23 protein-coding genes are annotated in these 21,092 nt (G+C 60.8%); 10 read left to right on the top strand and 13 right to left on the bottom strand.

The genetic code is table 11. The features are described 5' to 3' along the window. Nucleotides 1-116 precede the first annotated feature (116 nt). The 3 genes from J4E58_RS06070 (at nucleotide 117) to J4E58_RS06060 (ending at nucleotide 1,800) form a co-directional block, all read left to right on the top strand. A complete protein-coding gene (locus tag J4E58_RS06070) occupies nucleotides 117-425 on the top strand; it encodes a hypothetical protein (protein WP_143481874.1) in 309 nt (102 codons plus the stop codon). 26 nt (nucleotides 426-451) lie between these two features. Then, a complete protein-coding gene (locus J4E58_RS06065) occupies nucleotides 452-1,030 on the top strand; it encodes a hypothetical protein (RefSeq protein WP_370686806.1) in 579 nt (192 codons plus the stop codon). Nucleotides 1,031-1,209: 179 nt separating this feature from the next. After that, the gene (locus J4E58_RS06060) at nucleotides 1,210-1,800 is read left to right on the top strand and encodes a hypothetical protein (RefSeq protein WP_087088984.1); all 591 of its coding nucleotides are present in this window, start codon (nucleotides 1,210-1,212) and stop codon (nucleotides 1,798-1,800) included. Between the two features lie 300 nt (nucleotides 1,801-2,100). Here J4E58_RS06060 and J4E58_RS06055 read toward each other — a convergent pair whose 3' ends face one another. The 6 genes from J4E58_RS06055 to J4E58_RS06030 form a co-directional block, all read right to left on the bottom strand. Continuing rightward, nucleotides 2,101-2,373 carry a hypothetical protein gene (locus tag J4E58_RS06055; RefSeq protein ID WP_053260060.1) on the bottom strand — a complete coding sequence of 91 codons (273 nt, stop codon included), beginning with the start codon at nucleotides 2,371-2,373 and terminating at the stop codon, nucleotides 2,101-2,103. 481 nt (nucleotides 2,374-2,854) lie between these two features. Continuing rightward, the gene (locus J4E58_RS06050; protein WP_087088982.1) at nucleotides 2,855-3,802 is read right to left on the bottom strand and encodes a GyrI-like domain-containing protein; all 948 of its coding nucleotides are present in this window, start codon (nucleotides 3,800-3,802) and stop codon (nucleotides 2,855-2,857) included. Between the two features lie 117 nt (nucleotides 3,803-3,919). Next, nucleotides 3,920-4,657, bottom strand: coding sequence for a thioredoxin family protein (locus tag J4E58_RS06045; protein ID WP_087088980.1), 738 nt, complete (start codon nucleotides 4,655-4,657; stop codon nucleotides 3,920-3,922). A 143-nt stretch (nucleotides 4,658-4,800) separates the two neighbouring features. Continuing rightward, a complete protein-coding gene (locus tag J4E58_RS06040; RefSeq protein WP_087088978.1) occupies nucleotides 4,801-5,670 on the bottom strand; it encodes a DUF6279 family lipoprotein in 870 nt (289 codons plus the stop codon). Between the two features lie 79 nt (nucleotides 5,671-5,749). Further along, nucleotides 5,750-6,463: a TorF family putative porin gene (locus tag J4E58_RS06035; RefSeq protein ID WP_007920667.1), complete on the bottom strand. Its 714-nt coding sequence runs from the start codon at nucleotides 6,461-6,463 to the stop codon at nucleotides 5,750-5,752. A 197-nt stretch (nucleotides 6,464-6,660) separates the two neighbouring features. Beyond that, nucleotides 6,661-6,849, bottom strand: a complete 189-nt coding sequence (locus J4E58_RS06030) for a hypothetical protein (RefSeq protein ID WP_016702300.1) — start codon at nucleotides 6,847-6,849, stop codon at nucleotides 6,661-6,663. A 351-nt stretch (nucleotides 6,850-7,200) separates the two neighbouring features. On the opposite strand from J4E58_RS06030, the gene J4E58_RS06025 reads away from it, so the two are divergent. From J4E58_RS06025 to J4E58_RS06015, 3 genes are all read left to right on the top strand, one after another. After that, entirely contained in the window at nucleotides 7,201-8,037 is an 837-nt protein-coding gene (locus tag J4E58_RS06025) for a S1 RNA-binding domain-containing protein (protein WP_087088976.1), read from the top strand. Between the two features lie 440 nt (nucleotides 8,038-8,477). Next, entirely contained in the window at nucleotides 8,478-9,926 is a 1,449-nt protein-coding gene (locus J4E58_RS06020) for an NCS1 family nucleobase:cation symporter-1 (RefSeq protein ID WP_053260067.1), read from the top strand. A 155-nt stretch (nucleotides 9,927-10,081) separates the two neighbouring features. Beyond that, entirely contained in the window at nucleotides 10,082-11,005 is a 924-nt protein-coding gene (locus tag J4E58_RS06015; RefSeq protein WP_009042666.1) for a DMT family transporter, read from the top strand. Nucleotides 11,006-11,013: 8 nt separating this feature from the next. On the opposite strand, the gene J4E58_RS06010 is transcribed toward J4E58_RS06015, so the two are convergent. Then, nucleotides 11,014-12,174: an MFS transporter gene (locus J4E58_RS06010; RefSeq protein ID WP_087088974.1), complete on the bottom strand. Its 1,161-nt coding sequence runs from the start codon at nucleotides 12,172-12,174 to the stop codon at nucleotides 11,014-11,016. Nucleotides 12,175-12,278: 104 nt separating this feature from the next. Between J4E58_RS06010 and J4E58_RS06005 the strand changes: the two genes are divergently transcribed. Together J4E58_RS06005 and J4E58_RS31895 are read left to right on the top strand one after the other, a co-directional pair. Continuing rightward, complete coding sequence (locus J4E58_RS06005) at nucleotides 12,279-13,160, top strand: putrescine utilization regulator PtrR (protein ID WP_087088972.1); 882 nt, start codon at nucleotides 12,279-12,281, stop codon at nucleotides 13,158-13,160. A 138-nt stretch (nucleotides 13,161-13,298) separates the two neighbouring features. Then, nucleotides 13,299-13,427: a PA1414 family protein gene (locus J4E58_RS31895; protein ID WP_009042667.1), complete on the top strand. Its 129-nt coding sequence runs from the start codon at nucleotides 13,299-13,301 to the stop codon at nucleotides 13,425-13,427. A gap of 148 nt (nucleotides 13,428-13,575) precedes the next feature. On the opposite strand, the gene J4E58_RS06000 is transcribed toward J4E58_RS31895, so the two are convergent. From J4E58_RS06000 to speB, 6 genes are all read right to left on the bottom strand, one after another. Next, nucleotides 13,576-13,827, bottom strand: coding sequence for a phosphopantetheine-containing protein (locus tag J4E58_RS06000; protein ID WP_087088970.1), 252 nt, complete (start codon nucleotides 13,825-13,827; stop codon nucleotides 13,576-13,578). A 72-nt stretch (nucleotides 13,828-13,899) separates the two neighbouring features. After that, nucleotides 13,900-14,625 carry an MBL fold metallo-hydrolase gene (locus J4E58_RS05995; protein WP_087088969.1) on the bottom strand — a complete coding sequence of 242 codons (726 nt, stop codon included), beginning with the start codon at nucleotides 14,623-14,625 and terminating at the stop codon, nucleotides 13,900-13,902. An 84-nt stretch (nucleotides 14,626-14,709) separates the two neighbouring features. Further along, a complete protein-coding gene (locus tag J4E58_RS05990) occupies nucleotides 14,710-16,089 on the bottom strand; it encodes a sodium:solute symporter (RefSeq protein WP_087088967.1) in 1,380 nt (459 codons plus the stop codon). 140 nt (nucleotides 16,090-16,229) lie between these two features. Next, nucleotides 16,230-17,741: a cytosine permease gene (locus J4E58_RS05985; RefSeq protein ID WP_087088965.1), complete on the bottom strand. Its 1,512-nt coding sequence runs from the start codon at nucleotides 17,739-17,741 to the stop codon at nucleotides 16,230-16,232. Between the two features lie 54 nt (nucleotides 17,742-17,795). After that, nucleotides 17,796-18,218 carry a nuclear transport factor 2 family protein gene (locus J4E58_RS05980; protein ID WP_062823289.1) on the bottom strand — a complete coding sequence of 141 codons (423 nt, stop codon included), beginning with the start codon at nucleotides 18,216-18,218 and terminating at the stop codon, nucleotides 17,796-17,798. Between the two features lie 9 nt (nucleotides 18,219-18,227). Then, nucleotides 18,228-19,178: an agmatinase gene (gene speB / locus J4E58_RS05975; protein WP_007920678.1), complete on the bottom strand. Its 951-nt coding sequence runs from the start codon at nucleotides 19,176-19,178 to the stop codon at nucleotides 18,228-18,230. Between the two features lie 373 nt (nucleotides 19,179-19,551). Between speB and J4E58_RS05970 the strand changes: the two genes are divergently transcribed. After that, nucleotides 19,552-20,445, top strand: a complete 894-nt coding sequence (locus J4E58_RS05970; RefSeq protein WP_087088963.1) for a LysR family transcriptional regulator — start codon at nucleotides 19,552-19,554, stop codon at nucleotides 20,443-20,445. A gap of 10 nt (nucleotides 20,446-20,455) precedes the next feature. Further along, nucleotides 20,456-21,067, top strand: coding sequence for a tRNA-uridine aminocarboxypropyltransferase (locus J4E58_RS05965; RefSeq protein ID WP_087088961.1), 612 nt, complete (start codon nucleotides 20,456-20,458; stop codon nucleotides 21,065-21,067). Nucleotides 21,068-21,092: the final 25 nt, after the last annotated feature.

Genomic DNA, 21,092 nt, shown 5'->3' with positions numbered 1-21,092 from the left:
GATCAGCGATATGAGGCTCTTGATGAAAGAGCTATTACGGTATATCGATGTCCAAACTGTAGAAGATTGCACTTAGAAGAGGGGTAAATAAATTCACTACATATGTAGTTGAGTAAGTGCTCTCTAAAGAAATCGGCATCTGTTGGGGGGGGTATTTCACTTACTTAACTAATAAGCATCCAGATGGTTCTGTAGTTGTATTTGATGTGGATGCTAATCTCCATAAGGAAATTATGGCTAATGCGATACCCCAACGACCGATCCCAGGTATTCCACGAGATCCATCAGCACCTAAAATCGTAGATCCCACTAAGCCAGGTACTGCCCTGGAACTCCCTAAAATATGGGAGTCGTTACTTGAAAAGAATTCGAGTAATGCACGTGTTTACTCTCAAGAGGCGTTTTTAAAGGAGTTTGGGAATTGAATTTTGATCAGGCGTTACTTGATGATATGTGGAACGGGGAAAAAAGCATCTGCTTTTTTGTCAACAAAGGAAAGTGTTATTGGGTTTTGGATTATAAATATAATTTTTCGCTAGATGCGGAGAGAGACTGTCGTGGGTATTTGAGTAAAGGTTATATAACGCAAGATCAATATGTGCAGGCGTGTAAGGAGTTTAGGGGAGGGGTTTTAAAGCTGACGTCCGATAATTTTCTGCAGTATATAAGTGGCATAAGGGAATGTGTGTTTGTTAGTGAGGATTTTAAGGGGATCTTTGATGTAGATGGAAAATGCAACGCTGGAAAATTGTTGAGGCGAGTTGAAGAATATTATTTGTCGGGGGTGGAGTTGGATGCAGATGAGTTCAGTTTTGCTGGGCGGCTCGCATCTAGATTGCCGATGTTCTATATAAATTTTGACAGAAAGATATATATGCATATGGATTTTGGTCGGTTCCATGAAGATCTTGCGTATCCGGATTGGCTTTCCAAATGTTCAGATTTCAGCTTCTTGATACCCGATATAGAGCGATATTGGGTTCAGGGTGGTGATTATTGGAAGTTAAGGTTTGTTCAAGCACCTTGTTAAATTGGTGCAAAAGGCAGAATGCGTGTTCCCATAGCCAATCCGACACCAGCGCAGGTGGCCACTGCTAAGAAGTTGGACGTTGATCCTAGGTGGGTGAAATCTGATGGAAGTCCCGATTGGCCAACGAAAGCAAATAATGGTTTCAGTTTTTATTTCACACCTTCACGGAAACTCTCCTAATGAAAATAGCCAAAATTTTAGCCTTGATGTTGGTCCTGACAGGCTGTCATTCCAATGTCAGAGATTCTTCGCCAAGCCTGCTCAAGGATGGTATCCAGCTGCAGCAAAAGAAGGTTGTGGCCGATGCCGGCCATGCGAAGGTCATCATGAAATCGACTGGATTCACCTACCCGGTACAGTTCTCCGTGCGGCGCGGTTCTGACCCGGATCAGCGTCCGGAGATATTGGGCACCGTAGTAGACTCCGGTCGTGGTCAGGTATTTGGCTGGATCGCCAAGCTTAACGAAGTAGCCAACAGCGCAGCCGTTAAGCGTTTCCCACAGTTGGAGTTGCAGGCTGATTCTGGGCAGTCGATTGAAGTGATTGGCGAGTCGCGGGTTTACGATAACAACTACTATCGTATTGCTGAAAGGTTGGTTTATGCCTGTGGCCCTATGCGCTCGAGCTTCAAACCCGAGAAGGAAAAAGTTTATCTGGTAGAATTCTTGATCATCGGTAAAGGTTGTGAACAGCATGTCTATGATGTCACTAAACCTAAAGAGCGCATCCCTGTTATTATAGAGAAGTATGATGCGAGTAATTCTGTCTGATCGCAGGGAAATTGAGTCGGGTCACTTTTATTATTGGATGGCTTTTAAGGTTTACGAGGCTCTGTTTGTTGAATGAGTTGGCTTTTTTGTGAGTTGTCCTGTTGTTTTTTTGTAGTCTATAAAGATTAATGCTAAATGCTAGGTTTTGTGTTCTTGTTTTTTAAGGTGGTGGGATAATGGGGCGAGCTGCTTAAGCGACTCGTTAATCAATGATGTGGGTTGTTTAATGGCTCTAGTAGTCGTCTGTTGCATGTCTTTAAGTAATTGACGAATGGGCGGCTCAACGCCGCCCATTACTATTTATGTTGAAAGTTGCTCTTGCAGTCGTCGCCCCGCCACATCCATCAAATCACACCCGTCACGCAGCACGATGCTACAGACCAGTGTCAGTTCCTGAAGAAGAACAGGTTCATGACGAGGGGCATCAGCTACTGAAAAGCTTTCCAGCAACTGGGTCACCGCGCGAATGCGATAAGCAGCGGCCTCGTGCAGTATGTCAATAGGTGCCTGGGTATCGATAAGCAGGTAGGGAATATTGCAGTCGTGGCCGGTAATGGGCATGTAGCGATTCATAGGTGTAACTCCATTCAGTTGAAAAGAGCTATCACTCAAACGTCGCCAAACGAAAGGTGGCAGCTGTACGCGGGTTGGCGAGCCGGGAATGGAAAACCGACAGGCCCGAAGGCCTCCCGCGCACAACTGCCATAAGGCAGCTTTGCATGCGCAAAAGCTTCTGTAATCAGAAATCTTTTGCACACCATTCACCAGGTCGCCAAACCCGGTCGCCATCTGGGCGACCCATCGACTGTAAATCGCACTGTGGTTGGCAGGAATAAGGTGAGTGCACTGTAGGCTGTAGGGCTTTTCTGATTAGCGCAGAAGGAAGCTGTCGGCTTGGCGGGCAGCTCCAATACCCAATAAAACGCCCCGTGCGTTTCCCAAATACGGCTTCCTGCAAAAGACTGTGGGTAATAGCCTCTAGAGCATGCTTGAGGAACAAAAAGACGGGGCAGCACAGGCCGCCCCGTATCGTTTCGCTCAAGCCCGGCGCGGCTTACAACGCCTTCACCGGAATACAGATCTCACACTCCAGTTCCCCCGTCTTCATGTCGTATTTCGCGTCCACCGGATAACGCTCGAACGCTGGTCGGGCGTCGAATTGCATGCCGCTCTTGGGCAGCCAGTCGCGGCACAGTTCGGTCCAGGCGTCGGCGATGTCGGGGCCTTTGCCCTGGTAGTGGGCGATGGCGTAGAGGCCGCCGAGCAGGGTGGTGACGACGGCGGGGGCGCTGGCCTTGAAGTCGTCGGGGACTTCGACGCAGGCGTCGTAGCGGCATTTTTCGGGTGGGGTGACGTAGGGATCGTCGTGGCCGATGCCGTAACGCACGCGGCCCAACAGGCCGTTTTCGACCATCCAGGGGGCGACGGTGTCGCGCCAGAAGGTGCCGATGCCCGACCCGTAGGGGCCGATATAACGCAGGTAGGCGACGCGGACCGGTGGCAGTTTCTTGAGGGTGACGTTCATCAAAGGCTCCTTCAGGTAAATGAAGGCGTCAGGATCGTCGAAGGCCGGGATGTGCGTCTGATCAGGATTGCTCAATTCCCGCAGGCGCCGTTCGCGGACGTCGCTGAGGCGGCGGTGCCAGCGTTTGGGTTCGATGCTGCGCCAGGTGCTCGGGGTGACCGAGAAATGCTGCTTGAACGCCCGGGAGAACGCTTCGCCGGAGCTGAAGCCGACTTCCAGGGCCACGTCGAGAATGCTCATTTCTGGATGGCTGGCCAGCTGATAGGCAGCACAGGCCAGGCGGCGTCGGCGCAGGTAGTCGCCCAGGGTTTCGCCGACCCAGGCGGTGAACAGGCGATGAAAGTGAAAGGGCGAAAAATGCGCGACCTGCGCGAGTTCCGCCAGCTCCAGCGGCTGGTCCAGGTGTTGGTCGATATACTCCAGCACCCGGTTCATGCGTTGGGTGTATTCGTGGAGGCTGTGATAGGCGGGGCTCATGGAGCCAAGTTTAGCCGGGGGCCAGGCCACGGGTTTGTGCCGGGCGGGTTTTTTCCGTCGGCCGGACGAACGTGATCGCGAGCCAGCTCCTGCAGGCCCGCGATCGCCGTCCGGCGCTCAGGAGCCGCCATGGCAGCAACTGGCGGCCGGTTTGTCGTCATAACGATCATGGTGCCTGACCCAGTCCATGATCTGTTCTTCGTTGCGCCCCTTGGGCGTCAGGTCCAGGTAGTTGTAGGCCCCCACCAGCAGGTCCAGGCCACGGGCGTAGGTGGAGTAGGTGTGGAAGATCTCACCGGCTTCATTGCGATAGAACACGCTGAGGCCAGGCAGCTCTTCTTCGGCGCCGTCGGTTTTCTCGTAGTTGTACGTGGCGGTGCCGGCGGCGACCTCGTCGGCCCGGGCGCAGACCCCGAAGTCGTAGTTGAAATCACAGCCGGTGGACGAAACCCAGTCGAACTTCCAGCCCATGCGCCGCTTGAACGCCTGGAACTCGGCGAAGGGCGCGTGGGACACCGCCACCAGTGCGATGTCGTGGTGGGCCAGGTGCTGGTTGGCGCCGTCGATGTGATCGGAGAGGAAGGAGCAGCCCGGGCAACCTTCGTCCCAGCCATCGGCGAACATGAAGTGGTAGACCACCAGCTGGCTGCGATCGCCGAACAGGTCGGCCAGGCTCAGTTCGCCGTGGGGGCCCTGGAAGCGGTAGGGCTTGTCGATTTTCACCCAGGGCAGGGCACGCCGCTCGGCGCTGAGCTGGTCGCGTTGGCGGGTGAACGCCTTTTCGTGAATCAGGTGCTGCTTGCGGGCCTGTATCCATTGTTCCCGGGATACGACCGGATGATCGTTGAGGTGCATGACGTCTTCTCCTGCGGCAAAGGTGCGCGGCGACAGTGCCTACACAGGCTAGTCGTTTCGCCCGCGGGCAAATCGACAGCCGCCGGACGGTTCCGCCCAACGGTCGCCTGCCTGCCGCACTTCGCTGAACGGCTATTCAGGCGTCACTCCTGGCGTACCGTCTTCATGCATTTCAACGCTTCGAACTCATCGCGCACGTTCTGCAGCTTGTTGCGCAGATGCTCGCGCTGGGCTGGCGTGCTTTTGGCCATCACGTCCACCAGCAGGCTGCGCGCTGCCTGTTCGCTGTTGGCATAGGCCTGGCGATAAGCCGGTGTCCAGAAGCTTTCACGATCCACCAGCAGGAGCTCGATGCGTCTGTCGAAGTCGCTGTTCTGGCGTTGCTCCAGCGCGGCGCTGAACTGTGCCTGCCAGTTGGCCCGATTGGCGAGCCAGAGCTGGTTCTGTTCGCCGAGGGACGTTGACCAGTCCGCCACCCGCTGGGTCTGTTCAGGAGTGAGGGGGCCGAGCCAGGTAGTCAGGCGCTTGTCCATGCGTTCGGTGCGCAGCCTGATCTGTTGCTCCAGTGGTGGCTTGAGGTATTTGCTGCGACGTTGGCGCATGTCCTTGGCGAAGGCCGACTTCATTTCCGCGACCTGTCGGTCGTCCAGGCCCCGCAGCAACTCGATGGCCGAAGGCGCGATCGCACGGGCGGTCTGGGCAATGGCCTGCTTGGCTCCGCGGGTGAACTCTTGCAGCTCGGCATCGTTGACCTGATTGCGTTCGACCATCTGCTGCAGACGGTCCAGGTAGTCCAGGTAGCCGGGCAACTGCGTGCTGCAGTGCCAGCTCAGGTGTTCCTTGAGGCGCTGGTTGAACCAGATTTTCTGCTCGCGGTTCATTTCCAGGTAGTCATTGAGCGTCCAGGGAATGATCACATCGAGGTTGCGGTAAGCCAGGCCGACACGATTGCAGGAGGTCAGCACCAGGCTCAATAGCAGTAGCAGGGTGATGTGTTGCAGCCGGCGCGACATGGCAAGTCCTTGCGAAGGCCTGGGTTTGTAAGCATGGGTTTCTTATCTGAACCCGGAAAGCTTCCGGCAGTTCAGCCGCTCAATAGAACGAATGCTCGGCCTTGAAGGTGAGCAGACCGTCGCATTGCGCGTTATGTCCAGAATAGGCCGAACAATCGCTGCCGTTGAGGTTGGAGTCGCTGTAGATCAGTTTCAGGTCGATGCCCATCCAGGGGCGGGAGAACTTGATCGACCAGTCGTTGAAGCTGCTGACGTAGCCGCTGCTCACCGAAACCGGGTTGCCCAGCTGATGAGTGGTGTACTTGATGCTGACGCCGATGCCGAAGGGCTGGTTGCCGCCCAGGTCGGCGAACAGGGTGCTGTTGCGTTTGTCCGGTTCCTGGCTGAACGCGGCGCCGAAGCGGCTGCCCAGCAGCGTCAGGCCGCCATAGAACTCCTGGCTGTCCTGTGGGGCTAGTTGCGGGTAGTTGTACTGGATCATCCCCACCTCATAACCCAGGGTCTGATCGAAGGGGCGCTTGAATCCCAGGTAGGAGTCCACTTCCAGGTCGCTCTCGCCCAGGCCCATGCTCGGCGACCACTGGCCGATGTACCAGCCGCTGTCATGGGTCAGGTCCAGGCCACCATGGAACGAGCCGGTGGCCGAGGGTTTGACCAGGCCCTGGGCCATGCTGCGGCTCGGGGTGCTGCTGAGCTTGAGGTCGAAGTCCCCCAGTTCGCGCTGGAAGATCTGCCCGTGGGCCAAGGGGCTGGCGAGAAGGCTGGCAAGCAGCACATGGGAGGATTTGAGCATGCTTCACTCCATGAAATGCGAGGAGCAGGAACCGCGGAACCTACTGGAATGCCCGATCTAGACGTGTGAAAGGATACCGGCGAAACCTCGGGGATGAGGGCCGTTCGTCGATTTTTATGGGAGGGGAGGAGTCAGAACTCTAGTCCTAGCGCTTTGAGGCTCAAAGCGCATAGGGACCAGGAGGTGTGGCGGGGGGATTACTTCTTGCCCAGGCTGATCTGCTTGGACGGGCCGAAAGTCTGGCCGCTGACGCCTTTGGCAATTTGCTGGATCTCGCCGCCGGATTTCAGGAAAGCAGCAATCTGATCGTTGATCGATTCGCTGGTTTCAACGGCTGGAGCTGGCTTTGCTTTGCTGTTGGATGCTTTTACACGCATGGCGGCCATTAACCTTCAGAAAATTAATTTGGCCAGCCATCATACATGAAATGCTTGACAATTGCTTGGTAAATATCCTCCTGGAATAACAGTGGAAAACTCCCGAATAATCCTAAGTTGATCTCGGGGATATCCCCATAAGCTGCTGTTTTAAATAAAGACAATGGCACAAAGAGCGGCTTGCTCGGCGGCGCTGAGGCAAAAGTCGCCGCCGGCTGGCCTGACGGGCGGAACCGGTTGCTGGCGCAAAGCCATAAAAATCAAGGCATTCAGGAAAATATCCGCTGCTATCCGGCGACGCGGGCCAACCAGGAGCGGAAAACCGGGTAGAATGCCGCCCACGCAATGAGGGTATTGGAAATGGCTTTAGTCGGGCGCTACAACAGTTTGCAAGTGGTTAAACACACTAACTTCGGTTTATATCTGGACGGCGGGGCGGATGGCGAAATATTGCTGCCCAATCGTTATATTCCCAAGGATATTCCCAGTGAAGATGAAGACTGGTTGAATGTTTTCGTTTATCTGGATAGCGCCGACAAGTTAATTGCAACTACCGAAAAACCAAAAGTTCAAGTCGGTGAATTCGCCAGTCTTAAAGTCGTGGAAGTTAACAGTATCGGTGTGTTCCTCGACTGGGGCCTGCCCAAGGACCTGCTGCTGCCGTACTCCGAGGAAAAGCGCCAGCTGACCGCCGGCGAGTATTGCGTGGTGCACGTCTACCTCGACAAGCACACCCGCCGCATCACCGCCACGGCCCGCCTGGACCGCTACCTGGACAAGGCTCCGGTGACCTACAAGGTCGGCCAGGAAGTCGATCTGCTGGTGGCCGAGAGCACCGACATGGGCTTCAAGGCGATCATCAACAACAAGCACTGGGGCCTGATCCACAAGAACGAAGTGTTCAAGTTCCTGCGTCCGGGCAAACAGGAAAAGGGCTTCATCAAAGAGATCCGCGCCGACGGCAAGATCAGCCTCAGCCTGCAACCGGTGGGCGAAGAACTGGCCAGCAGCCTGAACGCGAAGATCCTCGCCAAGTTGCGGGAAAACAATGGCACCTTGCCGGTCAGCGACAAGAGCGATCCGACGGTGATCAGTGGCCTGTTCGGCGTCAGCAAGGGCAACTTCAAGAAGGCCATCGGTGCCTTGTACAAGAATGGCCAGATCGTTATTCATGCCGACCGCATTGAACTGAGCTGATTCGTTCCTCCCTGGCGTAGTTGCGGTCGAAGAACCCTTCGGCGGCGCTAACGACCCGCTGGACTGTCCGAAAAAACCGCTGCCGGAACCGGCAGCGGTTTTTTATTGCCTTTTTTCCTGGCTGCGTTGAGGGACGTCAGAGTCGGCGTCTTCGATCGTTGTTGATGTATACAGTTTTAAGCCATTCCTGATGCACTGATATCAGGCGGTCGTGCACAGCCAATGGGCATGCCTGCCGCTGGTCCCGGCTGCTGATCATCGTTGTGCAGCCAAGGCCCAGCCCTTGATGGACAAGCGATTCGCGCCGTTCGCCTACAGATTTTTCCGGTATGGCACGCATTCTGCGTAGCGCCTCGTATACAACTCATGCCGGCTCCCGTACGCAGTGTGGTCGCAAGGTCAATCACGGGGGCAGGGCCTGTCCAACAAGGAGCCTTGCAATGACCGAGCAACTACCCAAGGGCTACAGCCCGCGCTTGTACAACCAGGACCTGGGGCCGCTGCCGCAGAAGTGGAACTGGTACAACATCTTCGCCTTCTGGATGAGCGACGTGCACAGCGTCGGCGGTTATGTGTTCGCCGCCAGCCTGTTCGCCCTCGGGCTGGCCAGCTGGCAAGTGCTGGTGGCCCTGCTGGCGGGGATCTGCATCGTGCAACTGATCGCCAACCTGGTGGCCAGGCCCAGCCAGCAGGCGGCGGTGCCATACCCGGTGATCTGCCGGCTGGCGTTCGGTGTATTCGGGGCGAATATCCCGGCGGTGATTCGCGGCCTGATCGCGGTGGCCTGGTATGGGATCCAGACCTACCTGGCGTCCAGCGCCCTGATCATTGTGGTGCTGCGCTTTTTCCCAGCCATGGCGGCCTATGCCGAGCCGCATTTTGCCGGGCTGTCCTACCTGGGCTGGTTCGGTTTCCTGGCGCTGTGGCTGGTCCAGGCCCTGGTGTTCTGGGCCGGCATGGAGTCGATCCGGCGCTTTATCGACTGGGCGGGGCCGGTGGTCTACGCGGTGATGTTCCTCCTCGCCGGCTGGATCGTCTGGAAGGCCGGCTGGAGCAACATCAGCTTCACCCTGGGGGAGAAGTCGCTGTCGGGTTGGCAGGCATTCGGCCAGGTGATCGTCGCCACGGCGCTGGTGGTGTCCTACTTCTCCGGGCCGACCCTGAACTTCGGCGACTTCAGCCGCTACTGCCGCAGCATGCAGGATGTACGACGCGGCAACTTCTGGGGGCTGCCGGTGAACTTCCTGGCGTTCTCCCTGGTGACCGTGGTCATTGTCTCCGGCACCCTGCCGGTGTTCGGTGAAATGCTCCATGACCCGATCGCCACCGTGGCGCGGATCGACAACGACGTCGCGGTGCTGCTCGGCGCCTTCGCCTTTGTCACTGCCACCGTCGGCATCAACATCGTTGCCAACTTCGTCTCGCCGGCCTTCGACTTCGCCAACGTCGCTCCGAGCCGGATCAGCTGGCGCACCGGTGGGATGATCGCGGCCCTGGCGTCGATCTTCATCACTCCCTGGAACCTGTTCAACAACCCACAGGTAATCCACTACACCCTCGACGTGCTGGCCGCCTTTATCGGCCCGCTGTTCGGCATTCTGCTGGTGGACTACTACCTGATCAAAAAACAGCAGATCGATATCGACGCGCTGTTCAACGACGGCCCGGACGGGCGTTATTACTACAGCGGTGGGGTCAACTGGACCGCGGTCAAGGCGCTGGTGCCGGCGACCCTGATGGGCGTGGCGATCACCTTCACGCCGGCGCTGCAGCCAATGGCCAACTTCGCCTGGTTCACCGGGTGTTTCCTCGGTGGTGCGCTGTTTTTTCTCCTCGCGCGCCGTGAGGCCCTGCCATCCCTGAGGCTGAGCCCGACGGCGTCGAGCTGACGGCGCGGCCAGGAAAAGGTCTTTTCCAGGCGTCTTTTTCTGTCCGTTTGGTTGATAATCGACAGCACATCCATTCTTCGCCCCGGACCGGTTCCGGGGCTTTGTCGTTTCTGTCGAGTAACTGCCATGTCTATGAGTCTGCCCGAGGGGCTGCGGTGAGTATCGAGCGGCGCAGCGCCGACGGTTTCGCACTGCAAGTGATGTTGGGGCTGTGCCTGATCTGGGGCGTGCAGCAGGTGATGATCAAGTGGGCCGCGGCGGATATCGCACCGGTGATGCAGGCGGCCGCGCGTTCGGGCATTTCGGCGCTGCTGGTGGCCTTGCTGATGTGCTGGAAGGGCGGCTGGTCGCAGATCGGCAGTACCTGGCGCGGCGGCTTGCTGGCCGGCAGCCTGTTTGGCCTGGAGTTCCTGTTTATCGCCGAAGGGCTCAAGCTCACCAGCGCGGCGCACATGTCGGTGTTTCTCTATACCGCGCCGATCTTCACCGCGCTGGGGGTGAACTGGCTGCTGCCCAGCGAGCGCCTCAGGCCCTTGCAGTGGTTGGGGATTCTGCTGGCGTTCATCGGCATTGGGGTGGCCTTCGCCGGCGGCATTTCGCTGGATAACCTGGACACGCGCATGCTGCTTGGCGACGCCTTGGGCGTGCTGGCCGGCCTGGCCTGGGGCGCGACCACGGTGGTGGTGCGCGCGTCGCGCTTGTCCGAGGCGCCAGCGACCCTGACCCTGTTCTATCAGCTGATCGTCGGTTTTGTCGGCCTGCTGCTGATCGCCGTGCTGAGCGGCCAGGTCACCCATGTCAGCCTGACCCCGGTGGCGGTGGCCAGCGTGCTGTTCCAGGGGCTGGTGGTGTCCTTTTTCAGCTACCTGACCTGGTTCTGGCTGCTGCGCCGTTACCTGGCGGCCAACCTGGCGGTGTTTTCTTTCATGACGCCGCTGTTCGGTGTCACCTTCGGGGTCCTGTTGCTGGGCGAACCCCTGAGCCTCAATTTCGTGATCGGCGCGGTGCTGGTGTTGCTGGGCATCACTTTCGTCAGCGCCGAACAGTGGCTGCGCCGGCGGATCCGCAGCCTGCTGTAACCCCAGGCTCAGGCCGTGGCGTGGCATTCCCGGGCAAGCGGTTGTTGCCTCAACAGCAAGACCCCCGCCATTAGCAGGCTGCTGCCGGCGACGATCAGCGCCGGTTGCAGGCTACCGCTGAAATGGCTGCTCAGGGCCGCCAGCAGTGGCCCGCTCAACTGGCCCATGGCGAAGCAGGCCGTGAGCAAACCGGCGTTGCGCTGGGCCGCATGGGGCGCCAACTCCCGCGAGCGCTGCATCACCAACTGCATGCAGGCCAGGAACGGCGCGCCGCAAAGAATCACCCCCAGCGCCAGGCCGGCGCCACTGCCCAGCAGACAGGCGAAGACCCCGGCGGCTTGCAGCCACAAGGTCGCCATCAGCCAGTGACGGGTGGCGTTCGGGCTGTGTCGGCGCAGGCTGACCAGCCCCACGCCGATGGCCGCCGCCAGACCGAAGCACGGCCAGAACAGGTCGGCCTGCCATTGCCCTTGAAAGCGCGCGCTGGCCATCTGTGACAGGAAGGTTGCCGGGATGATGTAACCCAGGCCGTACAGCGCATAAATCAGCCCCAGGCGGGGGATGCCGCTGTGGTTCGAGGCGTGTGGCATCTGGGCGGTCAGTGCAGGCATGGCGGGTTGCGGCAGGATTGGCAGGATCACCAGCAGCATCAGCAGGCCGGCCGCGGCGTACACCAGCCACAGGGTCGCGGAGCTTTGCCCCAGCAGGTTCGAGCCCAGGGCCAGCAGGCCGGTGAGGAAAATCCCCAGCCCGGGCCCGGCAAACACCAGGGCGCCCAGGCGTGGCCGGCCGGCGGCCAGGGCCAGCGACTGGCTCAGGGCGGCGATCATCACCATCACCCAGGCACTGGCCACGCCGGTGCCGAAGCGCAATACCGAATGCGCCCAGAAGCCGCCGGCCCAGAACGAGGCCAGGGTCAGCAGCACGCACAGCCACAGCCCACCCAACAGACGCCGGCGAACCTGGGCCGGGCGGCGGGCGAACATGGCATCCAGCGCGCCGATGAAATACCCCAGGTAGTTGGCGGCGGCGATCAGGCCAGTGTCGGTCAGGTCGACCTGGCCTTCGCTCAGCAGGTGCGGCAGTTGCGGGGTGAGGGCGAAGCGACCGATGCCCATGGCCATCATCAGGGCAATGAAACTGGCGAGTAAGCGAATCAGCGGTGACATGGTCCGGGCTCCGTCGAAGAGGCGATGACCGTCAGGCTAGGACTGATTGACTTTCTATAAAAATGAATAATATTAAGTAACTTGTTCGATTTTGGAGAATAGTCGTGGAGTTCAGCCAGTTGCGCATCTTCCAGGCGGTCGCCGAGGAAGGTTCCATCACTCGGGCGGCCAAGCGCTTGCATCGGGTGCCGTCCAACCTGTCGACGCGGCTCAAGCAACTGGAAGAGCAACTGGGGGTCGAGCTGTTCCTGCGGGAACGGCAGCGGCTGCAACTGTCGCCGGCGGGCAAGGTGCTGCTCGATTACGCCGCGCGCCTGTTTGCCCTGCGCGATGAGGCCCATGGGGCGGTGCAGGGCGGTCAGCCGGCCGGGGATTTCGTATTGGGCACCATGTACAGCACGGCAGCGATTCAATTGCCGGCGCTGCTGGCGCGTTACCACCGCGCCTACCCGGCGGTGAACCTGCAGGTGCAATCGGCGCCCAGCAGCGAGTTGCTCGAAGGCTTGCTGGCCGGGCGCCTGGATGCAGTGCTGGTGGACGGCCCGCTGGAGCTGGCCAGCCTGGACGGGGTGCCGCTGTGCGATGAAAAGCTGGTGTTGATCAGCGAAGCGGACCACCCGCCGATCCGCAGCGCCCGGGATGTCGAAGGGCGCGCGGTATTTACCTTTCGCCGCGGCTGCTCGTACCGCCTGCGCCTGGAGTCCTGGTTCGCCCACTACCAAGCGGCCATGGGGCGGGCGATAGAAATCGAGTCCTATCAGGGGATGCTGGCCTGCGTGATTGCCGGGTCCGGGGTGGCGCTGATGTCGGCGTCGATGCTCGCCAGCCTGCCCGGTCGCGAGAGCGTGGCGGTTCACCCGCTGGCCGAGCCATTCGCCAGTGCCACCACCTGGCTGATGTGGCGCAAGGGCATGCTCGGCGCCAACCTCAATGCCTGGATCGAGCTGCAACAGGCGAGTCAGACGGATCAGCGGGCGACGGCCTGAAACGGGCTGGCTGATTCGGATTAATCCGGTAACAGATCATTGCTATCCGGGGGGAGCACTGGGCGAAAGTTAGCGCTATTATCAGAGCGAAGCGGCTTCAGAACCCAGCCGCCAGGCACGACCCTTAAGGGGGGCACTATGAAAGAGAAACTGCAAAACTGGCTTCACGACCTCGGGGTCGCACTGGGGCTGATCGAGCCGCCATTGCAGCCGGTGCCAATCCGCACAGACGACGAACAACGGCGTCGGCAACAGCGTCGCCGCTAACCATCGGCTCGGGAATGGGGCAGGCATCCAGCCTGCTCCCGTCACTTTTCAGCCGCGCGAGGGCAGGTTCACTCGCGAACGGTTGCCGCCTTCTGATCCAAACCTGTCAACTCGCAACCCGCCCATGGTGCTTGGCGCCGTGGAGTCTTCAGTGCCGTGAAATCTTCAGCAGAAACCGGCTCAAGTCATTGGCGCTGTTCGCCGCCTTGAGCATCTGGTCTTCTTCGTGGGTGAAGGTGGTCAGTCCAAACTGATCTTCCAGGTGGAAGATCAGGTCCTCGATATCCTGCTTGTCCAACCCCAGCTCCTGCAGGCTCACATCGTCGGCAAATCCGTCGTTGCCATCGAGCAGACGGCTGATGAAGTCATGCACGGCTTGTCGGACTTCGGCTCTTTTCATCTTGGCTCTTTTCGCCAGGGGCCTGCGCATGGTCTTTGAAGCGGGCGCGATTGTGTGCAGTACAGCACAGCTTCATGGGTGCCGGCGGATCCAATCCTCGATCATCCTGCGCAGCTGCGTTCCCGAAAAACTGCCGAAATGGCCGCCATGCACAGTCTGCACCGGCAACTGGTACAGGCGTCTCAGGCTGGCAGCGTAGTCCTCCAGGTTGGAGTGGTAGGCGTCTTCGACCAACGGGCCGTCGTAGATGATGTCGCCGCTGAACAGGGTGCCGCTGGCGGCTTCCCAGAGGCTGATCCCCCCGGGGGAATGGCCGGGTGTATGCAGCACCTGGAGGCTACGGTTGCCCAGGTCGAGCACGTCGCCTTCCTCGATCAGTCGCGTCGCCGGGGCGGCCTTGACCCGATATTCGGCGTAGCACAGCGGGCAATCCGGGTGGGCCTCGAACATCGCGTCGCCAACGTAGGCGGCCGACAAGGTATTGGCCCCGTCAGGCGCGGCGAGGATCTGCGCCTCGGCCGGGTGCACCAGGCGTTCGGGGAATTCGTGATGCCCGGCGATATGGTCGAAATGGCAATGGCTGGCCACCGCCAGCAAGGGCCGTTCGGTGAGCCAGGGCAACTGTTCGCGCAAGCTGACCAGGCCGGAGCCGCTGTCCAGCAGCAGGTCCCTGTCGCGGCCCTGGATATGCCACAGGTTGCAGCGATAGAACGGCCGGATATAGGGCTCGTGGATCAGCCGAATCCCGTCGCTCAGGCTTCTGACTTCGAACCAGCGGTCGCGGCTGACAATCTTCATCGACTTTCCTCCAGGCGAAAAAAAACGGGTGCAGCCACCGACGCTGCACCCGCCGAAGAAAAATGTACGGCGTCTGACCTGAGGTTAGATCGCGTTGGCCAGGGTTGCCGGGCGACGAGACAACAGGCTCACCACCACGAAGCTGATCAGGCCGACAGCCAGGCTGTAGTAGATCGGGGTGTTGGCGTCCAGGCCGTCCTTGAACATGAACGCCAGCGCGGTGAGGAAACCCAGGCCCATGCTGGCGATGGCGCCGGCGGTGGTCGCGCGTTTCCAGAAGATCGCCCCGATCAGCGGGATCAGCATGCCGCCCACCAGCAGGTTATAGGCCAGGGTCAGGGCGCTGATCACGTCGTTGACCACCAGGGCGATGCCCAGGACCACGATGCCGGTCAGCAGGGTGAACAGGCGGTTGATCCCCAGGCTCGACTGCTTGCCGCCACGCAGCTTGGGCAACAGGTCTTCGGTCAGGGTGGTGGAGGCGGCCAGCAGGCCGGCGCTGGCGGTGGACATCATGGCGGCCAGGGCCGCGGCGATCACCAGGCCACGGATGCCGTCCGGCAGGGAGGCTTTGACGATGGCGGCGAAGGCGTTGTTGACGTTGTCCAGGTCCGGCAGCAAGACGTGCGCGGCCATGCCGATCAGGGCACAGGCCAGGCCGTAGAGGATGCAGTAGAAGCCGGCGACGGTGCCTGCGTATTGCGCGACTTTTTCGGTCTTGGCGGTGAACACCCGTTGCCAGATGTCCTGGCCGATCAGGATGCCGAAGAAGTAGATCATGAAGTAGGTGACGATGGTGTCCCAGCCGATAGTGGTGAAGCTGAAGCTGGACGCTGGCAGCTTGGCGACCAGTTCATCCCAGCCGCCGACGCGGTACAGGCAGATCGGCAGCAGGATGAACATCAGGCCGACGGTCTTGATCACGAACTGGACGATGTCGGTCAGGGTCAGCGACCACATGCCGCCGATCGCCGAATAGATCACCACTACGCCGCCACCCAGCAGCACCGAAATCCAGAACGGCAGGCCGAACAGCACTTGCAGCACAGTGCCGATGGCGAGGATCGAGGTCACGCCGATCATCAGCGCATAGGCCAGCATGATCACCGCGCTGGCCTGGCGGGCCATCGGGTTGTAGCGTTTTTCCAGGACCTGGGTAACGGTGAAGATCCGCAGCTTGAGCAGCGGTTTGGCCAGCAGCAGGTTGAGGGCGATGATGCCCAGGCCCAGCGCGGCGCACAGCCAGAAGCCGGAGATGCCGTGGACATAGCCCAGGCGCACGGTGCCGACGGTGGAGGCACCGCCCAGCACGGTGGCGGCCATAGTGCCCATGTACAAGGTCGGGCCCAGGTTGCGGCCGGCTACCAGGTAGTCCTCGTGGGTCTTGGCCTTGCGCATGCCGTAGTAGCCGAGCACCAGCATGCCGGCGGCGTAGATGAGTACGACGAATAGATCTAAAGCCATGATGGCGTGTCTCCGATTGTCTTTCTTATAGTGGCTTGCTGTAGAAGCGAGGCTTGCCGCAATCAAGGCGACGCGGTCTGGCGGACCCGTCGTGTGAGGCGTGATTGCCGGCGAGCCTGCCGCTACAGGTCATGCTTGAGTCAGGCGGCTTGGCGCATGACCGGTTTACCGAGCGAATCCGTGCTCTTGCTGCGTGGATCGTTGGGGCCGTAGACCGCGGCCGGCTCCGGGAACAGGTTGAGCAGGGCCAGGTACACCAGCGAGGCCAGGCCCAGGGTCACCGGCAGGCTGATATCGATGCCGTCGGCCAGGTTGCCCAGCGGACCGACGAACTGCCCGGGCAGGTTGACGAAGCACAGGCCGACCAGCGCGCTGGGGATCCAGGCCCCCAGGCCACGCCAGTTCCAGCCATGCTGGAACCAGTAGCGGCCACCTTGCTCGCCACGGGTGAAGACTTGCAGGTCGTCCGGGCAGTAGAAGCCGCGACGTACCAGCAGGCCGATCAGCATGATCACCATCCATGGGGTGGTGCAGGTGATGATCAGCACGGCGAAGGTCGACACGCTCTGCACCAGGTTGGCGGCGAAGCGCCCGATGAAGATGAAGGCGATCGACAACACGCCGATCAGCAAGGTCGCCTTGACCCGCGACAGCACCCGCGGGAACACGCTGGACATGTCCAGGCCGGTGCCATACAGCGAGGTGGTGCCGGTGGACATGCCGCCGATCACCGCGATCAGGCACACCGGCAGGAAGAACCAGCTCGGCGAGACCGCCAGCAGGCCGCCGACGTAGTTGTTGGCGGCGATGTAGTCGGGCGCCTTGATCGCCACGATGGTGGCGGTGGCCAGGCCGAACAGGAAGGGAATCAGGGTGGCGATCTGCGCGGCGATCACCGCCAGCATGATCCGGCCTTTCGGCGTTTCGCGGGGGATGTAGCGCGACCAGTCGCCGAGGAACGCGCCGAAGGAAATCGGGTTGCTCATGGCCACCAGCGCGGCACCGATGAAGGCCGCCCAGAAACCCGCCTGGCCGAGGGCCAGGGTACCGGCGAACTGGCTGTCGAAGGCCGGCGCGAAGGCGAAGATCCCCAGCAGGAACAGCAGGCTCGCCGCCCAGACGGCAATGCGGTTGACCCACAGCATGAAGCGGAAGCCGTAGATGCACACCGTCAGTACCAGGATCGCGAACAGGCCGTAGGCCAGGCCCAGGGTCAGGTCGGTTTCCGGCAGGTCGACCAGGCGCTTGGCGCCGCCCACCAGGGCGTCCCCCGAACTCCATACGGAGAGGGAGAAGAAGGCGATGGCGGTCAGCAACGACAGGAACGAGCCGACGATCCGCCCGTGCACGCCGAAGTGCGCACCGGAAGAGACGGCGTTGTTGGTGCCGTTGATCGGTCCGAACAGGCCCATCGGCGCGAGGATCAATGCCCCCAGGATCACGCCCAGCACGATCGCCCAGACACCCGCCTGGAAGGACAGGCCGAACAGCACCGGGAAGCTGCCGAGCACGGCGGTGGCGAAGGTATTGGCGCCGCCGAAGATCAGGCGAAACAGGTCGCTGGGCCGGGCGTCGCGTTCATGGTCGGGGATCTGTTCGACCCCGTTCGTTTCGATGCTGCTAAGGCTTTTTTCTTTGTTGTTGTTATTCATGATCTGCTCCGATCACTAGGGCGCGCTCATCGTGCGTGAGCGTCACCTTTCTGGCTAAGGGGGTGGCAGCCCTTCCGGCATTGCGGACAAATGTTCGTGGCAGGCCAGCCATAGGCCTTGTTGTTGTGTGCCGGACCCTTGTTTGCAAAAAACAATGGTCTCGCGCTCCTGGCTGAAGTGTTGCTCCCCTTGCATGCGCAGCTCGGTGGCGACGTCATGAATGAATACCGCGGTGTCCCCCTGCAGGCTGACAAACGCGTTGCTCGAGGTGCAGGACAGCACCTCGAAGCCGTCCTCGCGACGCCAGCTGTCCCACAGCGCCTGGTAGGCGTCGCGGGACAGCAGGGGCTGGGCGAGGGTGTGGAAGACGAAGCTGGCGTCGGTGCTGAACGCACCGAAGTAGGCTTCGCGATCGTTACGGGCGAAGGCCGCCACCAGTTCGGCGGCGGCTTTGAGGACCTGCTCGCGCTCGCTCATGGCCGGGCCTCAGCGACGCGCCACGCCCGGCAGCACGCAGAGCATTTCGTACAGCAGGTTGGCGCCCAGCAGCGAGGTGTTGCCGGTGGTGTCGTACGGCGGCGAGACTTCTACCAGATCGCAGCCGACCAGGTCGAGGCCCTGGCAGCCACGGACGATCTCGATCGCCTGGATGGTGGTCAGGCCGCCGATTTCCGGGGTGCCGGTGCCTGGCGCCCAGGCCGGGTCGATGCCGTCGATGTCGAAGCTCAGGTACACCGGGCCATCGCCGACTTTCGCCCGTACTTCGGCCATCAGCGGGTCCAGCGACTTGTGCCAGCATTCTTCGGCCTGCACCACGCGAAAGCCCTGCTTGCGGCTCCAGTTGAAGTCTTCGGCGGTGTAGCCCTGGGCGCGCAGGCCGATCTGCACCACGCGGTCGCAGTCCAGCAGGCCTTCTTCGACGGCGCGGCGGAAGGTGGTGCCGTGGGCGATCTTCTCGCCGAACATGTGATCGTTGACATCGGCGTGGGCATCGATGTGCACCAGGCCGACCTTGCCGTGTTTCTTGTGGATGGCGCGCAGGATCGGCAGGGTGATGGTGTGGTCGCCGCCCAGGGTCAGCGGGATCACGTTGTGCTCGAGAATGCCGTCGTAGGCTTCTTCGATGATGCGCACGGCGTCCAGCAGGTTGAAGGTGTTGATGGCCACGTCGCCGATGTCGGCCACGTTCAGCGAGTCGAAGGGCGCGGCGCCGGTGGCCATGTTGTACGGACGGATCATCACCGATTCGGCGCGGATCTCACGGGGCCCGAAGCGGGTGCCGGCGCGCAGCGAGGTGCCGATGTCCAGCGGTACGCCGACGAAGGCGGCATCCAGGCCGGCCGGGGTAGGTACATGGGGAAGACGCATCATGGTGGCGATGCCGCCGAAGCGCGGCATTTCGTTGCCGCCCAGTGGTTGGTGGAGAATCTTGTCCACGGGATTGGCCTCATCGTTGTTTTATTTATGGGGTTTGTGGCGCGGCAATGACTGCCGGCGAAACCGAGTGGGGCCGATTCTGCGAAATGTAGTGGGCAGGAAGAATCGCTACGGGCAAATACTTAGTTCAGATTTTTCTAAACTAAGGGCGGGTGTAAAGGATAGACTCTGGCCCAGTGAGAGCGGCACTGCCCGGACCGGAGATCATTCGCGGGCAAGCCTCGCTCTTACAGAAGCAGGAGGGAGACTTGCCGGCGATTGGCCGCACAGCGGTCATAATCGGCGCCGCGACGCTGTTCATGAAGGAACGCCAATGAGGTCTGGATGACCCTGACACCCGATCCCCGTTGTCGATTTTCCTTGTGGAGCTCCCATGGCCAACGCTTTACCTGATCTGAAACTATTGCGCATCTTCGTCAGCGTGGTGCGGCATCAGGGGTTCGCCAATGCCCAGCACGAACTGAACCTCTCCACGTCGGCCATCAGCACCTACATGAGCCAGCTCGAGTCGGCCCTGGGGCTGGTCCTGTGCCACCGTGGCCGCGGCGGTTTCACCCTGACCAGCAAGGGCGAGTTGTTCCACCAGGAAACCCTGCGCCTGCTGGGCGAGCTGGAGGGTTTCGAGCAGTACGCCGCGGCGCTCAAGGGCGAACTGCGCGGCACCCTCAACCTGGGGGTGATCGACTCGACGGTGAGCGACAAGGCCCTGCCGTTCGCCGAAGCCATCGGTGCCTACAGCCAGGAACACCCGGCGGTGCATTTGCATCTGTCGGTACTCAGCCCCTACGAATTGCAGCTCGGCGTGCAGGACAACCGCCTGGACCTGGCCATCGGTGCGTTCTCCACGCGCATGAGCGGGCTGGTGTATATGCCGCTGTACCGCGAGCAGCACTGGCTGTATTGCAGCAGCCGGCACCCGCTGTTCAACGAGCGGCGCATCCCCGAGCAGGTGATCACCCAGCAGCGCATGGTCGGCCGTGGCTACTGGAGCCAGGCCGAGCTGGCGCGCCACGGCTTCAAGCACAGCGCGGCGACGGTGGAGAGCATGGAAGCGCAACTGATCCTGGTGCTGTCCGGCGCCTACATCGGCTACCTGCCGGAGCATTACGCCCAGGCCTGGGCCGACAAGGGCGATTTGCGCGTGCTGCTGCCGGCGACCTTCGGTTATCAGGCGCCGTTTTCGATGATCGTGCGCCGTGGGCGCAGCCGCGAACCGTTGATCCAGACGTTCCGCGACCTGCTCAAGGCGCAGCTCAATCAGGCCTGAGGAGGCGCCCATGTCGAGAATTCAATGCCCGCGTTGCCTGCGCCCGAAAACCCATTGCCTGTGCCCGCTGATTCCACGGCTGGACAGCCGCACCCGGATACTCCTGTTGCAGCATCCCAGCGAAGTGAACCACGCGCTGAACACTGCGCGGCTGGCGGCGTTGGGGTTGAACAATGCCGAGTTGATCGTCGGCGAGGTGTTTGCCGATCTGCCGAAGCTGTTGAACTGTCCCGGGTATCAGGCACGCCTGCTGTTCCCGGCGGAGGACGCGCAGCCGTTGCAGGCCTATTCCCGCGTGCCGGACGAGCAGCCCTTGCTGTTGGTGGTGCCCGACGGTACCTGGCGCAAGGCGCGCAAGTTGCTGCACCTCAATCCGCTGCTGGCCGCGTTGCCCCGGGTGACCCTGGCCGAAGGCACGGTGTCCCGTTACCGGCTGCGCAAGGCGCCCGGGCCGGGGGCCCTGTCGACCATCGAGGCCATCGTCCAGGCCCTGCAGGTCCTGGAGGCACCGGCCACGTTCGTGCCCTTGCTGAAGCCTTTCGAGGCCTTGATCGACGGACAGATCGCGGCAATGGGCGAAGACACCTACCAACGTAACCACCAGCAGACAAAAGACCTGTAGCCGCTGCCGCAGGCTGCGATCGACC

Origin of the sequence: Pseudomonas sp. FW305-25 (assembly GCF_017351415.1) — a bacterium.
GTDB classification, from domain to species: Bacteria; Pseudomonadota; Gammaproteobacteria; order Pseudomonadales; family Pseudomonadaceae; genus Aquipseudomonas; species Aquipseudomonas chlororaphis.
Note: the sequence above shows the minus strand (reverse complement) of the source record. Positions and strands in the feature narration are given on the sequence as shown.